The sequence below is a fragment of the Bacteroides sp. f07 genome (assembly GCF_042854785.1).
In the GTDB taxonomy this organism is placed as follows: domain Bacteria; phylum Bacteroidota; class Bacteroidia; order Bacteroidales; family Bacteroidaceae; genus Bacteroides.
The window spans coordinates 307,906-330,100 of record NZ_BAABXI010000002.1 but is presented as its reverse complement, the minus strand read 5'-3'; the positions used below and the strand labels follow the sequence as shown (position 1 = coordinate 330,100).

The window sequence follows — 22,195 nt, the reverse complement described above, 5'->3', positions numbered from 1 at the left end:
ATGAAATTAGATAAATTTATTAACCGTCCGGTACTATCAACAGTTATTTCTATCTTGATAGTAATCTTGGGTGCTATCGGACTGGCAACACTGCCTATCACCCAGTATCCGGACATCGCGCCCCCTACTGTGTCTGTGAAGGCCACTTATACGGGTGCCAGTGCATCAACCGTATTGAACTCCGTGATTGCTCCGCTAGAGGAACAAATCAATGGTGTGGAAAATATGATGTATATGACCTCTAACGCATCCAACACAGGTGCCGGTGATATATCCATCTATTTTAAACAGGGAACAGACCCGGATATGGCTGCCGTCAACGTGCAGAACCGTGTTTCTATGGCACAGGGATTACTGCCTGCCGAAGTAACTAAAGTCGGTGTGACAACTCAGAAACGCCAGACTTCCATGCTGGTGGTATTCTCTCTTTATGACGAAACCGATACGTATACAGAAGCATTTATCGAGAACTACGCAAAAATCAACCTGATTCCGCAAGTTCAGCGTGTGCCGGGTGTAGGTGACGCCTCTGTGATGGGACAGGACTACTCCATGCGTATCTGGCTGCGTCCGGACGTGATGGCTCAATACAAGCTGGTGCCGGGTGACGTATCCGCAGCATTGGCAGAGCAGAACGTGGAAGCTGCTCCGGGACAATTCGGTGAACGCAGTAACCAGACTTTCCAATATACCATCCGTTACAAAGGACGTCTGCAACAACCGGAAGAGTTCGAAAATATCGTCATCAAATCTTTGCCCGACGGCGAAGTGCTTCGTCTCAATGATATTGCCGAAATCCAACTGGACCGTTTGGGATATAACTTTACCAACCGTGTAAACGGACATAAGGCTGTAACCTGTATCGTTTATCAGATGGCAGGAACAAATGCGACACAAACCATCAGTGACATCCAGGTGTTACTGGATGAAGCGTCCAAATCACTGCCGGCCGGCCTGAAAATAAACGTTTCCATGAATGCCAACGACTTCTTGTTCGCTTCTATCCATGAGGTATTGAAAACATTGTTCGAGGCATTTATCCTGGTATTTATCGTAGTATATATCTTCTTGCAGGACTTACGTTCTACATTGATTCCGACTATTGCCATCCCGGTAGCTCTTATCGGTACTTTCTTCATTCTGTCTCTGGTAGGATTCAGTTTGAACTTGCTGACGTTATGTGCGCTTGTGCTCGCCATCGCGATTGTGGTCGATGATGCCATTGTGGTCGTCGAGGGTGTACACGCCAAGCTAGACCAAGGTTACACATCCGCCCGTCTGGCTTCCATCGACGCGATGAATGAGTTGGGTGGTGCTATCGTATCCATTACGCTGGTCATGATGGCTGTGTTCGTTCCGGTAAGTTTCATGGGAGGAACGGCAGGAACATTCTACCGCCAGTTTGGTATGACAATGGCCATCGCCATCGGTCTGTCCGCCCTGAACGCCTTGACATTAAGTCCCGCCTTGTGTGCCGTTCTTCTGAAACCGCATAAGCAGGAAGGTGAAGGTTCCGAAGAGGTTCCTCCATTGAATGAGCGTATGAAAACAGCCTATAAAGCGGCTCATACAACAATGATAAACAGATATACCGAAGCTATCGGAAAGATGTTGCATCCGGGAATCACACTCACATTCACGCTTGTTGTCATCCTCGGTATGATTTTCGGATTCTTCAATATCAACCCGATAGTTACCGCCATCCTCATACTTCTCAGTATTCTGGCACTAATCGGAATGAGCACGAAGAAATTCAAGAACAGTTTCAATGATACCTATGAATCTATCCTGAAACGGTATAAGAAACGCGTACTGTTCTTCATCCAGAAGAAGTGGCTGTCCATGGGACTGGTCGTTGCTTCCATCGTATTGCTTATGTTCTTCATGAACACTACTCCGACAGGTATGGTGCCAAACGAAGATACCGGTACACTAATGGGAGCTGTAACCTTGCCGCCGGGTACGTCACAAGACCGCTCGGAAGAGATTCTGGCACGTGTAGACAGCCTGATTGCCGCCGACCCTGCCGTATCTTCACGTACACTGATTTCCGGATTCAGTTTCATCGGTGGACAGGGACCGTCCTACGGTTCTTTCATCATCAAACTGAAAGACTGGGACGAGCGTTCGATGATACAGAACTCTGACGTTGTGGTGGGTTCTTTATATATGCGTGCACAGAAAGTCATCAAGGAAGCACAGGTATTGTTCTTTGCTCCGCCGATGATTCCGGGTTATTCGGCATCTACGGATATTGAAGTGAATATGCAGGATAAGACGGGTGGCGACCTGAACAAGTTCTTCGATGTAGTCAACGACTATACCGCCGCACTGGAAGCCCGTCCTGAAATCAATTCGGCAAAAACAACGTTCAACCCGAATTTCCCGCAATATATGATTGATATTGATGCGGCAGCTTGTAAGAAGGCAGGTATCAGCCCAAGTGACATCCTTACTACCATGCAGGGATATTACGGTGGTCTGTATGCGTCCAACTTCAACCGTTTCGGTAAGATGTACCGTGTAATGATTCAGTCGGACCCGTTATCACGCAAGAACCTGGAATCCTTGAAGAATATCAAGGTTCGTAACAGTGCCGGAGAAATGGCTCCTATCTCTCAATTCATCACTGTCGATAAGGTATACGGCCCGGATATCATCAGCCGTTTCAACCTCTACACTTCTATGAAAGTGATGGTGGCTCCTGCCAGTGGTTATACATCAGGTCAGGCATTGACTGCATTGGCGGAAGTAGCCAGCCAGAACCTTCCGACCGGTTACACCTACGAACTGGGTGGTATGGCACGTGAAGAAGCGCAGAGCAGTGGTAGTGCTACCGGATTGATTTTCATCCTCTGCTTCGTATTCGTTTACCTGTTGCTGAGTGCGCAGTACGAAAGTTACATACTTCCGTTGGCCGTGTTGCTATCCGTTCCGTTCGGTCTGTTAGGCAGCTTCCTGTTTGTGAACGGAGTGAGTGCTATCGGTAATATTTCGATGCTGAAGATGATTCTCGGTACGATGTCCAACAATATCTATATGCAGATTGCGTTAATTATGTTGATGGGTCTGTTGGCGAAGAACGCCATCCTGATTGTAGAGTTCGCCCTCGACCGTCGTAAGATGGGTATGAGTATCACATGGGCAGCCGTGTTGGGTGCCGGTGCCCGTCTCCGTCCGATCCTGATGACCTCCCTGGCGATGGTAGTCGGTCTGCTTCCGTTGATGTTTGCCTTCGGTGTAGGTGCTCATGGTAACCGCACACTGGGTACTGCTTCTATCGGCGGTATGTTAATCGGTATGATCTGCCAGATTTTCATCGTTCCTGTCTTGTTTGTTATCTTCCAGTATCTGCAAGAGAAAGTGAAACCGATGGAATGGGAAGATATCGACAATACAGATGCCGTAACAGAGATTGAACAATACGCTAAATAATGAAATTCGATATGAAGAAACAGATTCTATATATGTTGTGCGCAACTGCTCTCCTAAGCAGTTGCCACATCTATAAGTCGTATGACAGACCCGAAGATATTACCACTTCCGGGCTGTATCGCGATCCGGTAGCGGAGAATGATACACTGGCTTCGGATACAACCAACTTCGGTAATCTGCCGTGGAGAGAAGTCTTCACCGACCCACAACTCCAGTCTCTCATTGAAGCGGGACTGAACCAAAATACTGACCTCTTGTCTGCTGCACAGAATGTAAAAGCGGCAGAAGCGTCCTTGATGTCGGCCCGCCTGGCTTATGCTCCGTCACTGGGCTTGTCCCCGCAAGGAACTATCAGCAGTTTCGACAAGAATGCAGCTACAAAAACTTATTCATTGCCCGTCACTGCTAGCTGGCAAGTCGATTTGTTCGGCCAGTTGCTGAACTCCAAACGGAATGCGCAGGTTACACTGAAACAAATGAAGGCTTACCGTCAGGCAGTACAGACGCAGGTTATCTCCAACATCGCCAATATGTATTATACATTAATGATGTTGGACCGCCAACTGGAAATAACCAAAGCTACGGCTGAAATTCTGAAAAAGAATGCCGAAACAATGGAAGCGATGAAAGACGCCGCTATGTACAATATCAACTCAGCAGGAGTTGAACAGAGCAAGGCTGCTTATGCACAAGTACTTGCCACCATCCCGGACATAGAACAGAGTATCCGTGAAACGGAAAATGCCCTGTCTGCCTTCCTGGGAGAAGCTCCTCACGCCATCAAACGCGGCGTACTGGAAGCACAAGTACTCCCGACGGAACTTTCCGCAGGTGTACCTATCCAGTTGTTGTCCAACCGACCGGACGTAAAAGCAGCCGAAATGTCATTGGCAAGCTGCTATTATAATACAAACTCGGCACGTGCCGCTTTCTACCCGCAAATCACGCTCAGTGGTTCGGCAGGATGGACAAACAGCGCCGGAAGCGCAATTGTCAATCCGGGCAAGTTATTGGCTTCCGCCATCGGTTCACTGACCCAGCCGCTATTCTACCGCGGACAAAATATCGCCCGCCTGAAAGCAGCCAAAGCACAGGAAGAACAAGCTAAGCTGTCCTTCCAGCAAACACTTTTAAACGCCGGAAGTGAAGTCAGCAATGCGCTGAGTTTATACCAGAAAAACAGCGAAAAGGTAGAATCCCGCCGGATGCAGGTAGAATCTGCCAAGAAAGCTTCGGAAGATACAAAAGAATTATTTAACTTAGGGACTTCAACCTATCTGGAAGTACTGTCCGCACAACAATCTTACCTGAGCGCACAAATTTCTCAGGTTTCCGATTGCTTTGACCAGATGCAGGCCGTAGTAAGCCTTTATCAAGCACTGGGTGGTGGAAGAGAAGAATAACTTTAAACATATACTATTATGATTAGTCCGTTAGCTTATGTAGACCCCGAAGCCAAATTAGGCAAGAACGTAACTGTCCTGCCGTTTGCCTACATCGAAAAGAATGTGGAAATCGGAGATGACTGTGTCATCATGTCTTATGCCAGCATCCTGCAAGGCACTAAAATGGGAAAAGGAAACAAAATCCATCAGAACGCAGTCCTGGGAGCGGAACCGCAAGATTTCCACTATACGGGAGAAGAAAGCAGTCTGATTATCGGTGACAATAATGATATTCGTGAAAATGTAGTCATCAGCCGCGCTACTTTTGCCGGCAACGCTACTAAAATAGGAAACGGAAATTACTTGATGGATAAAGTGCATCTCTGCCATGATGTGCAGATAAACAATAACTGTGTGGTAGGCATAGGCACCACTATCGCAGGTGAATGTACGCTGGACGACTGCGTTATCCTGAGCGGTAATGTCACCCTGCATCAATATTGCCACATCGGTAGCTGGACGCTGGTACAAAGCGGATGCCGTATCTCCAAAGATGTACCGCCGTATGTTATCATGTCCGGCAATCCGGTAGCATATCACGGAGTGAATGCCGTAGTCCTGTCGCAACATCGCAACACGTCGGAGAGAATCTTGCGCCACATTGCCAACGCTTACCGTTTGATTTATCAAGGTAATTTCAGCGTTCAGGATGCTGTACAGAAGATTATCGACCAAGTGCCGATGAGCGAGGAAATCGAAACCATCGTAAACTTCGTGAAGAACTCGGAAAGAGGTATCGTAAAATAAATATAAAGCAACCACAAGAACTATTAGTAAGAAGGTTGTCTTTATTATCATAAAGTTCTCTCTATCATTGATATGAGAGAACTTTATAGTTTTAGAAGCTACTCTCTGAATACTTTAACTAACACATAAATAAAAACGATGAAACACATTTCTTTTTCTATATTAATCATTGTATTCATATTTTGTTCTTTGCTATCATGCAAACCTTCATCTCCCACCCCCATCAGAGCCCTATTAAATTATGCCGATTCTCTATTAGAGGTTTCCCCCGACACAGCCCTATCTTTTCTCCGTTCGCTACCTGTTGAAGATTATCCCGAAGAGGAACAAATACTTCACAACATCCTCTTAACTTCCGCCATGGATAAAAACTTTCTTTCACTTTTACCTTGTGATTCACTCATTGATGCCGCACTTGATTATTATGATAAAGGAGATGGATTCAATCGTGCCAGAGCTCTATTATATAAAGAACGTATCCAGTTTTCTATGAATATGCCTGAAGAAGCAATGGCTAATTGCTTTGAAGCATTAGAAGAAATCGAGAATCGTAACAATAGGGAGATAAAATTAAAAAGTATGCTTTACGAAGACTTAGGGAATTGGTACCTAGAGCAAATGATGGACAAAAAAGCATTGCAAATGTTCAAATTATCATATTATAATGATTCTCTGATAAGTGATACAAAGGGTATGGCATACTCTTTAAGAGATATAAGAAACGCTTACACTTGTATGGATAAACAAGACTCCGCTGTACAAGTTTTGAAGAAAGCCCAAAACATGTTGGCTAATTTCAAAGATTCTTTATTTGTAGCAGATTTATATCGTGACTTAAGCGATAACACAGATAATAAAGATACGGCATTAGTATATGCTTACAAAGCAATTTCAAATCTTCCGTCTCATGCAGATCCCTCATCCTACTTTTATTCTTTAGGAGAGTTATTTCAAGAGATTCATTACTTGGACTCTGCCGATTTCTATTTGAACAAAGCATTAAATGGGGATATAAAAATACGTACACTAGCTTCTCTATCATTGGCAGAAGTAGCAAAGGAGAAAAAGGACTTCCAGCTTTCTTCTGATTATTATTTAAACTATGTAGACTTAATTGATTCTATATTTGCTTCCAACCAAGCATCAAATATAGAACGATTAGCTTACAAATATGAAGCAAAAACTGACATATTAAAAAAAGAGAAACAGATACAACAATCTATTTTCTTAATTGTATTGTTTTTTATTCTAGCATTTTTTGTAAGTGTCATCATTATCCAGATAATTTTACGTAAGCGTAAAATAGCCCAACTTATTTACGAAAAAGAAGTAATGCGCCTGAATGATGAGCTTATCATTATGCAATCTAACATAGCAAGGACTAAAGTTGAAATTGATGTATTACGCCAAATTCAATCTGATAATGAGGATGAAATTCAAAAGAAAGAACAACTAGTAAGTAAAATGATTAATGAGAAAGCTGAATTACGCTACTTCATATTTTCAAAAACCCCCATCTTCCATCTAATACAAAAACTTAGTGAGCAAAACCGGAAAGATAAAAAGGATATTCATGTATTGAATCTAAAAGAGCAGCGCATTCTAAAAGAAACTATATTTGATATATATAGTGAACACATAGATTACTTGAGGGCGAGTTATACCAAAATGAGTGAAGACGATTACCTATATTGCTGCTTACAGCTTTGCAAATTCGATGACTATACAATCGCCTACTGTTTTGGAAATACCAATAAGCAAATTGTAGTCCAAAGACGTTTCCGTTTAAAAGAAAAAATGGCTATTAAATGATATTTTAAGGGCATACCTCAATATTCGAGGCGTCTTTTATTGTCATTGTTATCAAATACAGCGCTAACTAACTGATTATCAATAATTAAAATACTATTTCATGTTATCAATTTTCTCCTAATAACTCAGCCAGCATTCTTAACTTTGCCATCGTAAACTAAAAATAACTGATATGAAACTAAAGTTTAGAATGATAATTGTATTAAGTAGTTTTTTTATTATTCCACCGACTTATAATACTGCATCCAATTCAGTAAGAAATGGAAGTTTAGAAACAACCTCTCAATATGGCACATATAAGAGAGGGCACAGAGTTCACACCCATATAAAGATTAATTATGGTAAAAAGCGAAGCATAGTATTCTCTTATGGTTATGTCGAAGAAAATACGCTATATTTATATTTCAATTCTCCACTCGAAGACGTATCACTAGAGGTAACAAACGCAGAAACAGGAACACTTATATTCTCCGGAACATTTACAGGCACTTCTCTTATTATTCCCTTACAAGAGGATGGTTACAAATTTAATATAACGATTATTTCGAAATAATAAAATAAATAATTTTACTAACTACAAAATTAAAAAAACATGAGAAAATTTATTCTACCAGTTTTATCTCTGTTAATATTTGGAGCATGTTCAAATGATACGGAAAAAGCAATCGATAGTTCAGAAACGCCGAATGAAGAAACAATCTTTATTACTGACCCAAATGTCAGTATTAAAAAGGGCAAAGACATCTTAGTCTTTAATAGCGAAGAAGACTTTCAAAAAGTGGTTTTCAAACTAAGCTCCATTCAAGACAACAAAGAAGCATCTACAAGATCGACAGAAACTTTTGACAATGGAACATATAACAATATTATCCAAACGCCGGACATTAATTTCAAAGAGAATGGTTTCTACTCACTTTATGATTATTTCATGGATGCAATGAATGAAGCAGAAAGTTATTATGACAGACCTGGTGGCTATGAAGAATTCAAAGCAAAATATTCAATGCTTTATTTCCCAGAACAAGGAGACGATTACTCTGCTTATCTACCAATCAAAAATGAGAATGTCGCAAAGTTAGCAAATGCAAATGGAGAGATATCTATTAATGGTAAGATTATGAATCTCAAAGACATTAGTTCCTATCAACAATTGGTTAACTTAGGGATTACTCCAGCAGAAGAAGGCTACAGCATCCCTACAACAAGAGATTATCCAATCAACGCACTTCCGGAAGTTAAATGCAACAATCGAAGACTTTGGGCAATAGCTCAAGTAAGAAGAGGTTCTTCACCAGGAGTAGCTGAAGAAATCGCCATCTTAGTCAGATTCAGGAAAAAAGGACTTTTTGGAAAATGGTATAATTATGGTTCCACCACGGAGATAAAATTTGAACCTAATGGTAATACATATAGCAAAAGTGGAAATTCGACACACGAATACTTGTGGGCAAGAATTTATCATAATGGCACACCGGCCCCATTCCAAGGGTTAGTCTCTGTAAAGTTCCAGGGATTTGGAGCTAAATGCGGAGGTACTAAATATTACTTTAGAGTTAATCTGTAAACTAATCATGGAAAGGTGGAGATAACCAATAATACAGCTTCTCCACCTTTATTCACTAACTAAACTCAATATAATCATGAAACATCTAATTTTATTCATTACGTTCTGCCTACTCTCACTAGGTGCACAAAGTCAAACAGAATCCGGAATTATAATTGGCGGAGGCATTGGACACATCAAAACAAAACTAGCCCCATCTGTCCTAGAAAAAGCGAATCCTCATGATATTGATTATAAATTCAATATGGAGTTGGCATATCGCTTCCGAATACCTACGACTAAGATACCCTCTCTATTCTACGATTTGGATGCAGGACTAGGATTTAAATCATGGCATTCAGCGTATGGACAGTCCTCCTCGGAACCGGCCATTTATGAAGCAAGCTCAAGGAGCTTTTCTGTTTTTGCCAGTGGCACGTTGAATTACTCCATTTATAAAGGACTCAGTATAGGCGCAGGATTACAGCCTACCTACTATATTCGTCAAGACGGAGAAAATAACAAAAACAACTTTGATATACCGATCATAGCAAAAATAGCATATCGGTTTAAGGTTCTGGAAATAGGTATAAGCTACAAACATGGACTAACAAATGCCATAAAGACTGATTATTTGAAATCAGGGAAGCTTAGAGAATATAGTCTATCCGTCTGGATTCCATTCTAGGAGCTACTTCTTCATTCTTTTACTTCTAAACTTTAATTATATGATGAAAAAAGTAATTGTATTATCATTCTTCTTAGCGGTAACCAGTCTTTCTATTTCAGCACAACAGTTAAAAAGCACAGGTATTATCGTGGGCGCCGGTGGCGGGCATATCACTTCTGATTTACCCAGTTCACTAAATGGACTTACAGTTGATAAATCAAATTCGTATCTGAACCGGAAAGCTGTACTTGAACTCGGCTATCGTTTCCGATTCGAGCCTCGCAAAACTAATTTCTTTTATGACATTGATCTCTTAGGAGGATATAGTTAAAGTGATTATGCAATCCATTACAACTCCACTCCAAACGCTAATTACGGAGGTCCGGAAGGAGATAACTATCATTTATCTGTCGGCGTTGGAGCAACACTTAATTATAAGATAGTAAAAGGATTGAGTGTCGGGCTAGGCGTACAACCCATGATTTATTTATGGGAGACATCCCAAAAAGTATTTGATATACCCATCGTAGCTAAAATAGGTTATGATTTCCGTTACTTTGAATTGGCTTTTGTATACAAGCAGGGACTAAGCAAAACATATCATGTATCTGATTTCAGAGGTTCCCGCCTTTCAAACTGGCAGTTCTCTGTCTACATCCCTCTTTCAAAACGACATTAACCTGATAACCTTTCATAAAAAAGAGGTGACGCCCAATAAAAAGGGGGGCACTGAAAAACCTTTTGTTTTTTTAGATTAGCCGTCGTAATGAGCTAAAAAGTAAAAGTCGCTAAGTCTGAATTTTGGACTTGGCGACTTTTCTATTTTTTTGAATGAGAACTTTAAAACGAGCGATAATAGCCTTGTATGGTCACACAAATTCCCTTTTTTGGTTTGATTATGGAAAAAACAGCTATCTCTTTAGATTAATTTGATGATTCTCTTGATGTTTGCGGCAAAGATAACCATAGCACCTTGCAGTTGCATACAAGAGATTCCGTATGATAAGGCTCTGTCATATCCGAAGACTTGTTTTAGTTCCGCATTTTTAGCTTCAATCTTGTATCTTGTGCGCGACTTGGCTTTAAATTCGTCAGCACCTTAAAAAGTTAACTGTTGTTGGTGTTCATCTGCCGATACTACATCGAGCAAAGCTTTGGTGTAATCAAGTTCATGCTCTAAATTATCATCTTCATTTTGCTAGGCAGATTGTTTTTAATCGACTCGTTGGCGTCATAACGACTCTTTCGAAGTTGTTTTGAGCAAAATAACCTTCCTTATAAAATGAAAAAGTGAAAAACATCTGCCACCTGCAACAAAATTGAGATAATATATTATTTAATAGACAGTTACAGCGTTGCAGATGCTGTTGCAGATGGTTGCAGATACCCAGGTATCTGCAACACTATAAACGAGCCGTATCGGTCATCCCGTCAGTGTCTACTTAAGAAATAACAGTTCCCTACGTTGGAACTCCCGTTCCCAGGCTGGAAACTCTCGTTTCCAAGCATAGAAACGAGAGTTTCTGCATATAGATACTGGAGTTTCCACGTAGGGATACTGAAGTTTCCATGTATAGAAACGGAGGCTAACGTTTAGCTATATGTACTGTTGCCTCGCTCTTAAAAGACAGTTTTCTATCGGCATACAAAGTGTTGCAGATAGCTAGGTATCTGCAACCATCTGCAACGGTATCTGCAACGCTGTAACAATCTATTAATTAATACATTATCTCAATTTTGTTGCAGATGGCAGATGTTTTTCACTGTTTCATTTTATATGAAGAGATATTTAGTTCATTTCCATACCGTTTTGAACCATTATTTTTCTTCTTGCCAACGTATTTCAAAATAAAATCCGTGATAAAAAAGAGATAAGTCTTTTAAAGAACACCCAACACTACCACCTCATATAAACACCTATTAATCAAGAAACTAACACCACTCCAGTACAAATAAGCTAGAGAATTGTACAATAGAGCTAATGCTTTGTATGGTATTTCTAGCACTTTGAACAATACATTCTTCCTCATCTACACATACAATGTACATTTGCTCCAGAATTGTATAACCTATAAAAAATAAGAAAATGAAAAAGATGCTATTTAGCTTGATGATTGCGTATGCAAGCGTAGCTTTCGCAGAAAACTACACAGTGAGCTCTCCGAACAACCACCTCTTGGTAAATGTGGAAACCGGAACTAAGACTATTTATTCTGTCAGTTTCAATGGCAAGATGATTTTAGCCCCCTCTCCTATTTCTATGACGTTTAGTAATGGCATAGTTATCGGTAGAAATATGAAAGTGAATAAAGTGGAACATTTCAGCGAAAACAATGTATTAAAACCAGTAGTACATCAAAAGAGTAATCAGATTGTCGATCATTATAATGAAATGATACTAAAGGCCGACAACTATCAATTACATTTCCGTGTTTATGATGACGGATTAGCATACCGTTTCCACACCGACTTTCCTGATTCACTAAACGTCCTGAGTGAAGAAGTCACTTATTGTTTTCCCGAAGACTATAACACTCTATTTCCGGAAGAGCGTACTATGCTATCTGCACAACAACCGATATTCAAACCAATGAAACTGTCGGAAATCCGCACAGATCAATTCTGTAGTACACCTATATTAATAAAGCTAGATGACAATGCACGTATTTTTATCAGTGAATCTGATTTAGAAAGCTATCCAGGTATGTTTCTACGCAAACAGGGTAAAAACGAACTGGCTGGTAAATTTGCTGCAGTATCACTAGAAGACTATAGAACAGACGACCGTCAAATATTCCCGACCAAACGTGCTGATTATATTGCTAGCGTGAATGGTACACGCAATTATCCTTGGCGTGCTATGATTGTCTCTGCAAATGATGCCGACTTAATGACTAACCAACTGATTTACAAATTAGCTCCCGAATCAAAAGGAGACTTCTCATGGGTACGTCCCGGCAAGATTGCATGGGATTGGTATAATGCATTGATTCTGACCGGCGTGGACTTCAAATGTGGTATCAATAATGAAACTTATAAATATTACATTGATTTTGCTTCTCGATATGGTATTGAATACGTGGTGATTGACGACGGATGGTCTGAAGCATGGGACGTCACCAAAACTATTCCTGAAATAAATATGGAAGAACTGGTGGCTTATGGAAAGAAAAAGAATGTAGATCTTATTTTGTGGGTTTCATGGGCTCCTTTCCGTGAAAAGATGGATGAAGCATTTGATAAATTCAGCGAATGGGGTATTAAAGGTATCAAAATGGACTTTATGAACCGTGACGACCAAGAAATGGTAGACTTCTATTATGAAGTGGCACATAAGGCTGTAGAGCATAAAATGTTGGTGGACTTCCATGGAGCCTACAAACCTACCGGCTGGTTACGCACCTTCCCCAATGTCTTGACATCAGAAGGCGTAGCCGGATTGGAAAATCATAAATGGGGAAGTTTTGTCACTCCAAAACATAACGTAACACTCCCGTTCACCCGTATGGTAGCTGGTCCTATGGACTACACCCCTGGAGCCATGATCAACTTCCATGAAAAAGATCACAAAATTTGGTTTAACCTGCCTGCATCCATAGGTACGCGCTGTCACCAGTTAGGAATGTATGTGGTATATGAAAGCCCGTTGCAAATGCTCGCAGATTCTCCTTCCAATTATTACCGCGAATCGGAATGTATGGAATTCTTATCACAAGTGCCGGTAGTATGGGACGAAACCCGTGTACTGAAAGCTTCTGTAGGTGAGTATGTGGTAGTTGCCCGTCGCAACGGAGACACATGGTATATCGGCGGTATGGCAGGTGAAAAAGGACATCAGTTTGAAATAGAACTCGATTTCATAAAAGGTAATAAGACATTGACATATTGGGAAGATGGAGTAAATGTAGATAAGAATGCCAATGACTTCAGCCGTCGTATGAAAAAAGTAAAAAAAGGAGATAAGATTACTGTTACGATGTATGACGGTGGTGGCTATGCTGCAATTATAAAATAACAATTTCGTTAAACTTAATATTTCTAATCTAAATGAACACTTTAAATTCCAAATCAAGAGCCAAGTATATCCTGTTGGCAGGTATGCTTAGTTTGGGAAACATAACAGTTTCAGCTGTTTCATCCCCAAGGAGTGAAGTTTCGGCTTCATATGCTGTTACTCAGCAAAATCAGACTGTGAAAGGCGTTGTGATTGATAAAAGCACAGGCGAACCTATCATCGGTGCAAACATCATTGTGAAAGGAACCACCCAGGGAGTCATTACGGATTTCGATGGAAATTATGAATTAGAGGCGCCCGTGGGCTCCACACTTGTCATTTCATATATCGGTTATGAACCTGTGGAAATAAAAGCGACTGCCGGTAACCAGCGAATTGAATTAGGCGAAGATTCTCAGGCGTTAGATGAAGTTGTAGTAGTGGGCTATGGGGTGCAGAAGAAAGCAACGGTAACCGGATCGGTATCTACGGTGAAAGGTAGTGACTTGAAAACAACGGGTACAGCCAATATTACTAACACATTTGCCGGTAAGTTGCCGGGAGTTATCGCTACCAACCGTTCGGGTGAACCGGGAAATGACTATTCGGACATTCTAATCCGTGGTAAAGGCTCTTTGAATAACAATTCTCCTTTAATTGTTATTGACGGAGTGGCTAACCGTGGAGGATTAGAACGACTGAACCCCAGCGATATTGAGTCCGTCAATATCCTGAAAGACGCATCAGCTGCCATATATGGTGCACAAGCAGCAAACGGCGTAATTCTCGTAACGACCAAACGCGGTACATCAGATAAACCGGTCATTACTTACAACGGTTCGTTCACTTTGTCACAAAACACTCGTACACCTAATTTGATGAATGCCTACGAGAATATGACTTGGACAGACGAAATCCGCAAAGGAAATGGTCAAGCTCCTCTTTATGAGAATATCAAGGGCGGATATTTGGATGGAACCATCAATCGTGACCAGTATGGTGATACAAATTGGATGGATGTTGTGTTCCGCAAAGCGGCTCCTCAAACCCGTCATTCAGTGAGCATCAGTGGTGGGTCAGAAAAGGTGAAGTTCTATGTATCCGGCGACTACTCTTATCAAGAGCCTAATTACAGAAATACATCAATAGATTTTCAGACAGGACAGGTACGTTCTAATATTGATGCGCAGATTTCGAACAACTTAAAAATCAGCGTGGATTTGGCCGCCCGCAGGGAAAAGCGTAATAATTCGGTTATCGCTACCCAAAATATCTTTTGGGAAGCATTTATGGCATATCCATGGCTGTATGATTATTACCCCAATGGACTTCCGGGTCCGGGTCTGGCAAACGGCAACAATCTGGCTATCTTAGTGAAAGGAGATGAAACCGGCTATAATCGTATAAACGATACTTTTGTTGATTCCAAATTCTCTTTCGACTTAAAATTACCTTGGGTCACAGAAGGACTGTCATTATCAGGTTATGCAGCAATTGACTATCATGCCCGTGAGCAGAAACAATTATGGGATGTATGGGATACGTATGATTACAATGCATCTACCGGAGAATACGTTAAGAAGACTACCAATATGAATGGCAATAACATCAGTCTCCGTCAAGACCATGATGACAATACAAGCAAGACTTTCCACCTGAAACTGGATTATCAACGCGTGTTTGGCGACCACCGTATTGGTGCATTCATTGCTTATGAGCAAAGCAAATATGAAGGAGAAAAGTTCTATGGATGGCGTGGATACTATTTGAGTGATAGACCCGATTATCTGGATTTTGGTGCCGACAAGGAGAAGACAAACGGAGGTAGCGGTTATGTTTCGGCACGCCAGAATTTCTTCGGACGTTTGAATTATACCTATAAAGACAGATACATGTTTGAGTTCACGCTACGTCGTGACGGTTCTATGAACTTTGCTTCCAACAAGCGTTGGGGTACATTCCCGGGATTGTCTGCCGGTTGGCGTTTAAGCGAAGAAAACTTTATCAAAAATAATTTCTCGTTCATCAACGATTTAAAGCTGCGCGCATCTTGGGGAAAACTGGGTAATGACCGTGTAGATGCCTTCCAGTATCTGAGCACTTATAATATGGAAAATGGGGCTATTTTGGGCGAAACACCGAACATCAACAAAGGCTTTATTCCAGGGCGTATCGGTAATCCGGACATCACTTGGGAAAAAGTTGATTCCAAGAACATTGCTATTGATGGTAATTTTTGGAACAGCCTCTTAGGATTCACTGTAGAATACTTCTATCAGAACCGCACAGACATCCTTACCCCGAAACAAGCCTCCATTCCTTCTTACACGGGTTTAGTATTGCCCGATCAAAATATCGGCGAGGTAAGCAATCAGGGTATTGAATTGATGGTTAGTCACAAAAATAGAATCAATGATTTCAACTACTTCCTTTCGGGCAACTTCACCTTCACCAAGAATAAAATTAAATTCTTTGATGAAGCAGCCAATACTCCCGAATGGCAGAAAAGAACAGGACATTCCATTGATTCATGGCTGATGTATAAGACTGATGGCATTTACCAGACTTGGGAAGAAATAAACAGCACTCCCCATTTCGCTAATGCACAGCCGGGTGATATCAAATACGTAGATATTGACGGAGATAAGGCTATTACAGAAAACGACCGTATCCGGAGTGATTATGGTAATGTTCCGCAAATTGTTTACGGTTTGAATCTGGGTATCGGTTGGAAAGGGTTGGAATTCAGTATGCTCTGGACCGGACAAGCTAGAGCGCAACAGATGATTGTTCCTTATTCTTATAACCTGGATAAAGAATTCTACAACAAACGTTGGATCTCGGCAGAAGAAACACCAAACGCCAAATATCCGAGAGCTTTTGATAAGGATGATTATGAAAACACGCGCTGGAGCGATTTCTGGCTCTATGATGCCTCATTCATCCGTCTCAAAAATGTGGAACTGGCTTATAGCTTACCAAAATCAGTTGTTGAGAAACTAAAATTGCAGAATCTGCGTCTGGTATTGACAGGTACCAACTTGCTGACTTTCGACAAAATCAAAGTCCAAGACCCTGAACTGGATGCTACTTCTACCGGTCAGGCATATCCTCAGGCCCGTACTTATACATTCGGAGTGAATATCAGTTTCTAAATTAGTAACCTATAAGATTAAAAATATACATGAAAACAATAATATTGAAAAGTACATGCCTTGCCCTGTTGATAGGGAGTATGTCCGCTTGCGATGTATTGAACGTAGAACCATTGGATTCATATACAGAAGATGGCATTTTTACAGATGCTAAACTGACAGAATCTTATGTAACGATGAACTATACCAAGCCACGTAATGGCTGGAGCCGCAATTCGCTGAGATTCGTATGTGATGAATCAATGGAAAATTTCGATTATGGCAATGCGTGGACCATCAATACCGGTGGCATGACTCCTGACCAAATGGGCGGACTGGATATCTGGTCGGATTATTATAATAACATCAAGAACTGCAATATCTTCTTCAGCAATTTGAGTAAAGTTGAAACGATCGATATGCCGATGAGAGATTGGCTGATTGGTGAAGTTACTTTCTTCAGAGCATACTATTACATGGAACTGGTCAACAATTATGGAGGAGTTCCACTAATTAAAAAAATGTTTGAACTGAATGATCCGGAAATGATGATTCCACGAAACAGCTATGAAGACTGTGTGGAGTTCATTGTATCTGAGTTTCAGAAAGCTTCTGAGTTATTGCCTGAGAAATTTACCGGTGAGAACTTCGGACGCGCTACCAAAGGAGCAGCTCTGGCAATGAAAGCACGTATGTTATTGTATGCTGCCAGCCCATTATGGAATCCAGCCAATGATAAAAGTAAATGGGAAGCTGCCGCTAAAGCTGCGGAAGAAGTAATGACACTGGAATACTCACTAGATCCTGATTACAAAGGTCTGTTCCTCAATCCTAATAGTCCGGAAATCATTTTCCAGCGTTTGTATAACACAGAGTTCGGACACTACTATGACTGGTACAACAGCACCAATGGCTGGGGAGGATATTCGTGTACAGCAATTGTGCAGGAAATGGTAGACAGTTATGAAATGGAAGACGGAACCATGCCTGACCCTGCCATCTATGCCACGGCTACAGAGAACCCTTGGAAAGGTCGTGATCCCCGTTTGTATGCATCAGTTGTATGTGATGGACAGTTGTTCAGAGATACGGAAGCCGAATTCTGGATAAACAATGATGGAAAAACCGGAGGTGTAGACAGCGAATTTGGCCGTGATGCGTGGAATTATTCCAAGACACACTACATTATCCGCAAGTTTATGGATGAAAGTCTGACTAAAAGCTGGTCGGATAAAGGCAAACAGCCATGGATTTATTGCCGTTTGGCAGAAGTGTATCTAAACTATGCAGAAGCGATGTATCATTGTGGAGAAGAAGACGTGGCACGAGAATACGTAAACTATATACGAAAAAGAGCACGTGGAGACAAAGAAGACATCTTACCTGACGTAACCGAAAGCGGTGAGGCACTATTAGCTAAAATACAACACGAACGAAAAGTTGAACTAGCGTTTGAAGAACATCGTTTCTATGACGTTCGTCGTTGGAAAATTGCAGAAAAGACGGATAAGGGTGCTTTTCATGGAATAAATATCACTAAACAGCCGGATGGTACGAAGAAATATGAGCTATTTGAAATACAAAAACGCGATTTTGAGGCACCCAACCATTATTTGCTTCCTATTCCACGTTACGAGATTTTAAAGAATGACTTATTGGAACAGAATCCGGGTTATAAAAAATAGGTAGAGGTACGATTATATGATAAATTTCGGGAACTGACTCTAATAAGTTCCCGGAATTTTACTTTATTTTGTGAATTGCGTAAAAATTATTATGTACAACATGAAAACAACTTTTGTAGCGATTTGTATGCTGTTGTCTGCCCACTCTTTCACGGCATGGGCCAACGAAACATCCCGTTGGCAGATGCAACCGGACGGAAGTATCGAATGGACGGCGAATAAACAGCTTCCGCATAGTGACCATATTGAAATGAGTGGCAAACAAGTATCTGTAGTTTTGCGCTATGGTGTAGATCAGAAAGGGGCATTTATATTAAATAAAAGTATGGTGTGGCCTTTATTACGCACCATTCCCAATAATACTCATGCCAGCCTGATGAGAAGGTTTAACTGGAATCTGCCGGATGCACTTACGGTGAATGGCAGAACCCTAACGAATGAGAAGGTGGAGAATATCCGTTTAAAAGGCATGTTATCCATCGTAAGCTCATTCAATGAAGGCTTTAATGGAGAGTGTAAATTGATACGCGAATATCTGCCTTCTACAGAGCTTCCGGCATTAGTGGAGAACTATGCACTTATCAATACCGGCAAACAATCTATATCTATAGAGATTCCTGCAATGGAATATAAGCAAACAACTAACCCGGAGAAAGGAGTGGACGGCTCATATTCTATAGAGATGACTGTTGACAAAAACGGATACTTCAACGTGCAGCCGGGAGATACCTTATTTTTCAGTGCATTCATTGCAGGATATAAGTCGGGACAATCCAGACCGGTCATGGATGGTCGACAAGAAAAACAAAAACGTTTAGCGCTAGTGAATGAGTGGATGAACAACCTTGTGCTCGAAACTCCCGATCCGGTGATTGACCGAATGTTCGCTTTCTCTAAAATCCGTGCCTGCGAAAGTATTTACGAAACACAGGGTGGGCCGATGCATGGTCCCGGAGGTGAATCTTATTATGCAGCCATTTGGGCTAATGATCAAGCCGAATATATCAATCCCTATTTCCCTTTTACCGGCTATCAATATGGCAATGCTTCAGCATTCAACTCATTCAAGCATTTTGCCCGCTTTATGAATGATGAATGGAAACCTATCCCCAGCTCCATCGTAGCAGAAGGACTGGATATCTGGAACGGAGTAGGAGACCGCGGAGATGCTGCCATGATCGCTTATGGGGCATCACGCTATGCATTAGCTTATGGCAATAGGGCGGAAGCGGAAGAATTATGGCCATTGATAACCTGGTGTCTGGAATATTGTCGTCATAAGTTGAATCCAAACGGTGTAGTAGCCTCAGACACCGACGAACTGGAAAATCGGTTTCCATCCGGAGAAGCAAACTTATGTACTTCCTCCCTATATTATGACGCCCTGATTTCGGCGGCTTACCTATCGCAAGAAATAGGAAAAGGAAATGCCGGAATGTATCGTAAACAGGCCTCCGTTTTACGCAAAAACATAGAGAACTACTTCGGAGCCAATGTAGAAGGATTTGATACGTATGCATATTATAAAGGAAATGACGTCTTACGTTCGTGGATTTGCATACCATTGACTGTGGGAATTGATGAACGTGCGGATGCTACAATCGCTGCTTTATTCTCGCCTAGACTGTGGACGGAAAACGGACTGTTGACACAAGCCGGAGGCGACACTTTTTGGGATCGCTCTACGCTTTATGCGCTAAGAGGAGTCTATGCAGTAGGAGAAACAGAAAAAGCCACTGAATACCTGCACCGTTATTCCGTTGCCCGCCTGCTAGGCAATCATGTTCCTTATGCCATAGAAGCATGGCCGGAAGGAGAGCAAAGACATTTATCTGCCGAAAGCGGATTGTATGGGCGTATCATCACAGAAGGTATGTTCGGCATTCGTCCTACCGGGTTGAAGAGTTTCTCTCTCACTCCACGTCTGCCACAAGAATGGAATGAGATATCATTGAGAAATATCAGGGCATTCGGTACTGACTTCGACATTGAAATCACACGTCTGACTAATGACAAACTTCAAGTCAAGGTGATTAACGGTGGTAAAACACAACATTATTCCATTAAAGCTGGCAACTCACTTTCTATCAAATTTAAATAGGTATATGATAAAACAAATATTAATAGCGGGACTGATAGCGGGATACATGACAGGATGTGATTCTTCATCAAAGGAACATACTGTCAAAAAGCTGTCGTATGAAGAGACTTCGACATTCACCTCTTCGGACAAAGAGTTGGAAAAAGCCTATAATTGGGCGAAAAGAATGGCCTTGTCGTATGCGCACGATGACAATGATCCCGTAGGCTGTTGGTATGAGGCTGCATTGCCGCAACGGGAAGCATTCTGTATGCGTGATGTTTCTCATCAGTCCGTTGGCGCACAGATATTGGGACTTAGTGCTCATAACAAAAATATGTTCCTGCGCTTTGCCGAGAATATCAGCGAAGGAAAAGATTGGTGCACTTATTGGGAAATGAACCGTTATAATAAGCCGGCACCGGCTGATTACGCCAATGATAGTGAGTTTTGGTATAATCTGAATGCTAACTTTGACATGATGCAGGCCTGCCTGAAAATGTATCAATGGACAGGAGACAAAGATTACTTGACGGATGGCCGTTTCACCAATTTCTATGAAAAGTCTGTCAATGAGTATATCCATCGCTGGGCATTAGAACCGGAGAAGATTATGGATCGTCCGCCCTATATGAACAGCCCGGAAAATTTTAATCCGGATAATAATTTTCATACGTGTAGGGGACTTCCTTCTTATGTGGAGAATTTCCGTGGACTAACTGTAGGAGTAGATTTACTAGCTTCCCTATATGCCGGATTTAATGCTTATTCCACGATATCCGAGTTGAATGGGAATCAACAGAAAGCACAAGATGCAAGAAAGAAAGCAGCAGCATATCAGACCCTATTGGAAGATAAATGGTGGAGTACTGACAGCTTGTATTATCATACTTTCTGGACGAAGGACAACGAGTTCTATCGTGGCGAAGGAGTTCCTTTTGTCTTATGGTTTAATGCTACGAGTGATAAGGACCGTATTTGCGCCACAGTGAATGACATCCTGAAAAGAGAATGGAATGTAGAAAATATGTCGGCATTTCCCATGCTCTTCTACCGCTTGGGATACTATGATGAAGCCTATCGTTTCCTGGTGAGCCTGCCAAAAACGAATCGTTCGGAATATCCTGAAGTTTCTTATGGCATTATAGAAGGGACGGTTAGTGGTGTAATGGGTATCACGTCCTCGGCTATAAACAACAGTGTAACTACCTGTTCACGTCTCCCTAAAAAAGCGCAAGAGGCCGAGATTAAAAATGTTCCCATTTTCGATGGATATGTTACTGTAAAACACCAGAACAGAAAGTCCACCAGAATAAAGAATCATACTTCTAAGGAATTAACATGGGAAGTAGCGTTTGTGGGAGAATATACTGAGATTACCGTAGACAAAAAAGCATATCCTGCCATTATATCATGGGATGCACATGGTAATCCTATTACAAAATGCAGTGTAGTATTGCCAGCCGGTTCAACACTGAATGCAGAGGTAACAGCCATTTAGGTTCCCGACCAACATGCGAATTCGCTGTTAACATAAAACTCTAGAAAGAAATGAGGTGAAGAAGGTGTGCGTCTTCATCTCATCTTTATTTTGTCAGATGGGTGAAATAACTAGTTTGAAGGTCGATCTATATCCCAAGAAAGTATTAT

At 41.5% G+C, this 22,195-nt stretch carries 14 protein-coding genes and 1 pseudogene; 14 read left to right on the top strand and 1 reads right to left on the bottom strand.

The features are described 5' to 3' along the window. The 9 genes from ACGHVY_RS16365 (at position 1) to ACGHVY_RS16325 (ending at position 10,331) form a co-directional block, all read left to right on the top strand. Positions 1–3,435, top strand: a complete 3,435-nt coding sequence (locus ACGHVY_RS16365; RefSeq protein WP_390599960.1) for an efflux RND transporter permease subunit — start codon at positions 1–3, stop codon at positions 3,433–3,435. 11 nt (positions 3,436–3,446) lie between these two features. Next, entirely contained in the window at positions 3,447–4,838 is a 1,392-nt protein-coding gene (locus ACGHVY_RS16360; RefSeq protein ID WP_390599958.1) for an efflux transporter outer membrane subunit, read from the top strand. A gap of 18 nt (positions 4,839–4,856) precedes the next feature. Next, complete coding sequence (gene lpxA / locus ACGHVY_RS16355) at positions 4,857–5,627, top strand: acyl-ACP--UDP-N-acetylglucosamine O-acyltransferase (protein WP_308743879.1); 771 nt, start codon at positions 4,857–4,859, stop codon at positions 5,625–5,627. A gap of 138 nt (positions 5,628–5,765) precedes the next feature. Next, complete coding sequence (locus ACGHVY_RS16350; protein ID WP_390599956.1) at positions 5,766–7,439, top strand: tetratricopeptide repeat protein; 1,674 nt, start codon at positions 5,766–5,768, stop codon at positions 7,437–7,439. Between the two features lie 172 nt (positions 7,440–7,611). After that, entirely contained in the window at positions 7,612–7,992 is a 381-nt protein-coding gene (locus ACGHVY_RS16345; RefSeq protein WP_390599954.1) for a hypothetical protein, read from the top strand. 39 nt (positions 7,993–8,031) lie between these two features. Next, positions 8,032–9,003 (top strand): hypothetical protein, encoded by a 972-nt coding sequence (locus tag ACGHVY_RS16340; protein ID WP_390599952.1) that lies wholly within the window; start codon positions 8,032–8,034, stop codon positions 9,001–9,003. 76 nt (positions 9,004–9,079) lie between these two features. Beyond that, entirely contained in the window at positions 9,080–9,670 is a 591-nt protein-coding gene (locus ACGHVY_RS16335; RefSeq protein ID WP_390599951.1) for a hypothetical protein, read from the top strand. Positions 9,671–9,710: 40 nt separating this feature from the next. After that, a complete protein-coding gene (locus ACGHVY_RS16330) occupies positions 9,711–9,983 on the top strand; it encodes a hypothetical protein (protein WP_390599949.1) in 273 nt (90 codons plus the stop codon). Positions 9,984–10,130: 147 nt separating this feature from the next. After that, complete coding sequence (locus tag ACGHVY_RS16325; RefSeq protein WP_390599948.1) at positions 10,131–10,331, top strand: hypothetical protein; 201 nt, start codon at positions 10,131–10,133, stop codon at positions 10,329–10,331. Positions 10,332–10,571: 240 nt separating this feature from the next. On the opposite strand, the pseudogene ACGHVY_RS16320 reads toward ACGHVY_RS16325, so the two are convergent. Then, positions 10,572–10,748 (bottom strand): annotated as a pseudogene (locus tag ACGHVY_RS16320) (transposase); the annotation flags it as partial. 990 nt (positions 10,749–11,738) lie between these two features. Here ACGHVY_RS16320 and ACGHVY_RS16315 point away from each other — a divergent pair. From ACGHVY_RS16315 to ACGHVY_RS16295, 5 genes are all read left to right on the top strand, one after another. Next, on the top strand, positions 11,739–13,667 hold the full coding sequence (locus ACGHVY_RS16315; protein ID WP_390599946.1) for a glycoside hydrolase family 97 protein: 1,929 nt from the start codon (positions 11,739–11,741) through the stop codon (positions 13,665–13,667). A 32-nt stretch (positions 13,668–13,699) separates the two neighbouring features. Beyond that, entirely contained in the window at positions 13,700–16,801 is a 3,102-nt protein-coding gene (locus ACGHVY_RS16310; protein WP_390599945.1) for a SusC/RagA family TonB-linked outer membrane protein, read from the top strand. 29 nt (positions 16,802–16,830) lie between these two features. Next, positions 16,831–18,465 (top strand): RagB/SusD family nutrient uptake outer membrane protein, encoded by a 1,635-nt coding sequence (locus ACGHVY_RS16305; protein ID WP_390599943.1) that lies wholly within the window; start codon positions 16,831–16,833, stop codon positions 18,463–18,465. 127 nt (positions 18,466–18,592) lie between these two features. After that, positions 18,593–20,566, top strand: a complete 1,974-nt coding sequence (locus ACGHVY_RS16300; RefSeq protein WP_390600955.1) for a hypothetical protein — start codon at positions 18,593–18,595, stop codon at positions 20,564–20,566. A gap of 4 nt (positions 20,567–20,570) precedes the next feature. After that, entirely contained in the window at positions 20,571–22,046 is a 1,476-nt protein-coding gene (locus tag ACGHVY_RS16295; protein WP_390599941.1) for a hypothetical protein, read from the top strand. The last annotated feature ends 149 nt before the right edge of the window (positions 22,047–22,195 follow it).

What these genes read in the sequence shown, in the direction of transcription:
- ACGHVY_RS16325 (WP_390599948.1), top strand. Translation starts at nt 10,131, where the DNA reads ATGATTTATTTATGGGAGACATCCCAAAAAGTATTTGATATACCCATC.
- lpxA (WP_308743879.1), top strand. Translation starts at nt 4,857, where the DNA reads ATGATTAGTCCGTTAGCTTATGTAGACCCCGAAGCCAAATTAGGCAAG.
- ACGHVY_RS16310 (WP_390599945.1), top strand. Translation starts at nt 13,700, where the DNA reads ATGAACACTTTAAATTCCAAATCAAGAGCCAAGTATATCCTGTTGGCA.
- ACGHVY_RS16300 (WP_390600955.1), top strand. Translation starts at nt 18,593, where the DNA reads ATGCTGTTGTCTGCCCACTCTTTCACGGCATGGGCCAACGAAACATCC.
- ACGHVY_RS16365 (WP_390599960.1), top strand. Translation starts at nt 1, where the DNA reads ATGAAATTAGATAAATTTATTAACCGTCCGGTACTATCAACAGTTATT.
- ACGHVY_RS16315 (WP_390599946.1), top strand. Translation starts at nt 11,739, where the DNA reads ATGAAAAAGATGCTATTTAGCTTGATGATTGCGTATGCAAGCGTAGCT.
- ACGHVY_RS16335 (WP_390599951.1), top strand. Translation starts at nt 9,080, where the DNA reads ATGAAACATCTAATTTTATTCATTACGTTCTGCCTACTCTCACTAGGT.
- ACGHVY_RS16330 (WP_390599949.1), top strand. Translation starts at nt 9,711, where the DNA reads ATGATGAAAAAAGTAATTGTATTATCATTCTTCTTAGCGGTAACCAGT.
- ACGHVY_RS16340 (WP_390599952.1), top strand. Translation starts at nt 8,032, where the DNA reads ATGAGAAAATTTATTCTACCAGTTTTATCTCTGTTAATATTTGGAGCA.
- ACGHVY_RS16295 (WP_390599941.1), top strand. Translation starts at nt 20,571, where the DNA reads ATGATAAAACAAATATTAATAGCGGGACTGATAGCGGGATACATGACA.
- ACGHVY_RS16345 (WP_390599954.1), top strand. Translation starts at nt 7,612, where the DNA reads ATGAAACTAAAGTTTAGAATGATAATTGTATTAAGTAGTTTTTTTATT.
- ACGHVY_RS16360 (WP_390599958.1), top strand. Translation starts at nt 3,447, where the DNA reads ATGAAGAAACAGATTCTATATATGTTGTGCGCAACTGCTCTCCTAAGC.
- ACGHVY_RS16350 (WP_390599956.1), top strand. Translation starts at nt 5,766, where the DNA reads ATGAAACACATTTCTTTTTCTATATTAATCATTGTATTCATATTTTGT.
- ACGHVY_RS16305 (WP_390599943.1), top strand. Translation starts at nt 16,831, where the DNA reads ATGAAAACAATAATATTGAAAAGTACATGCCTTGCCCTGTTGATAGGG.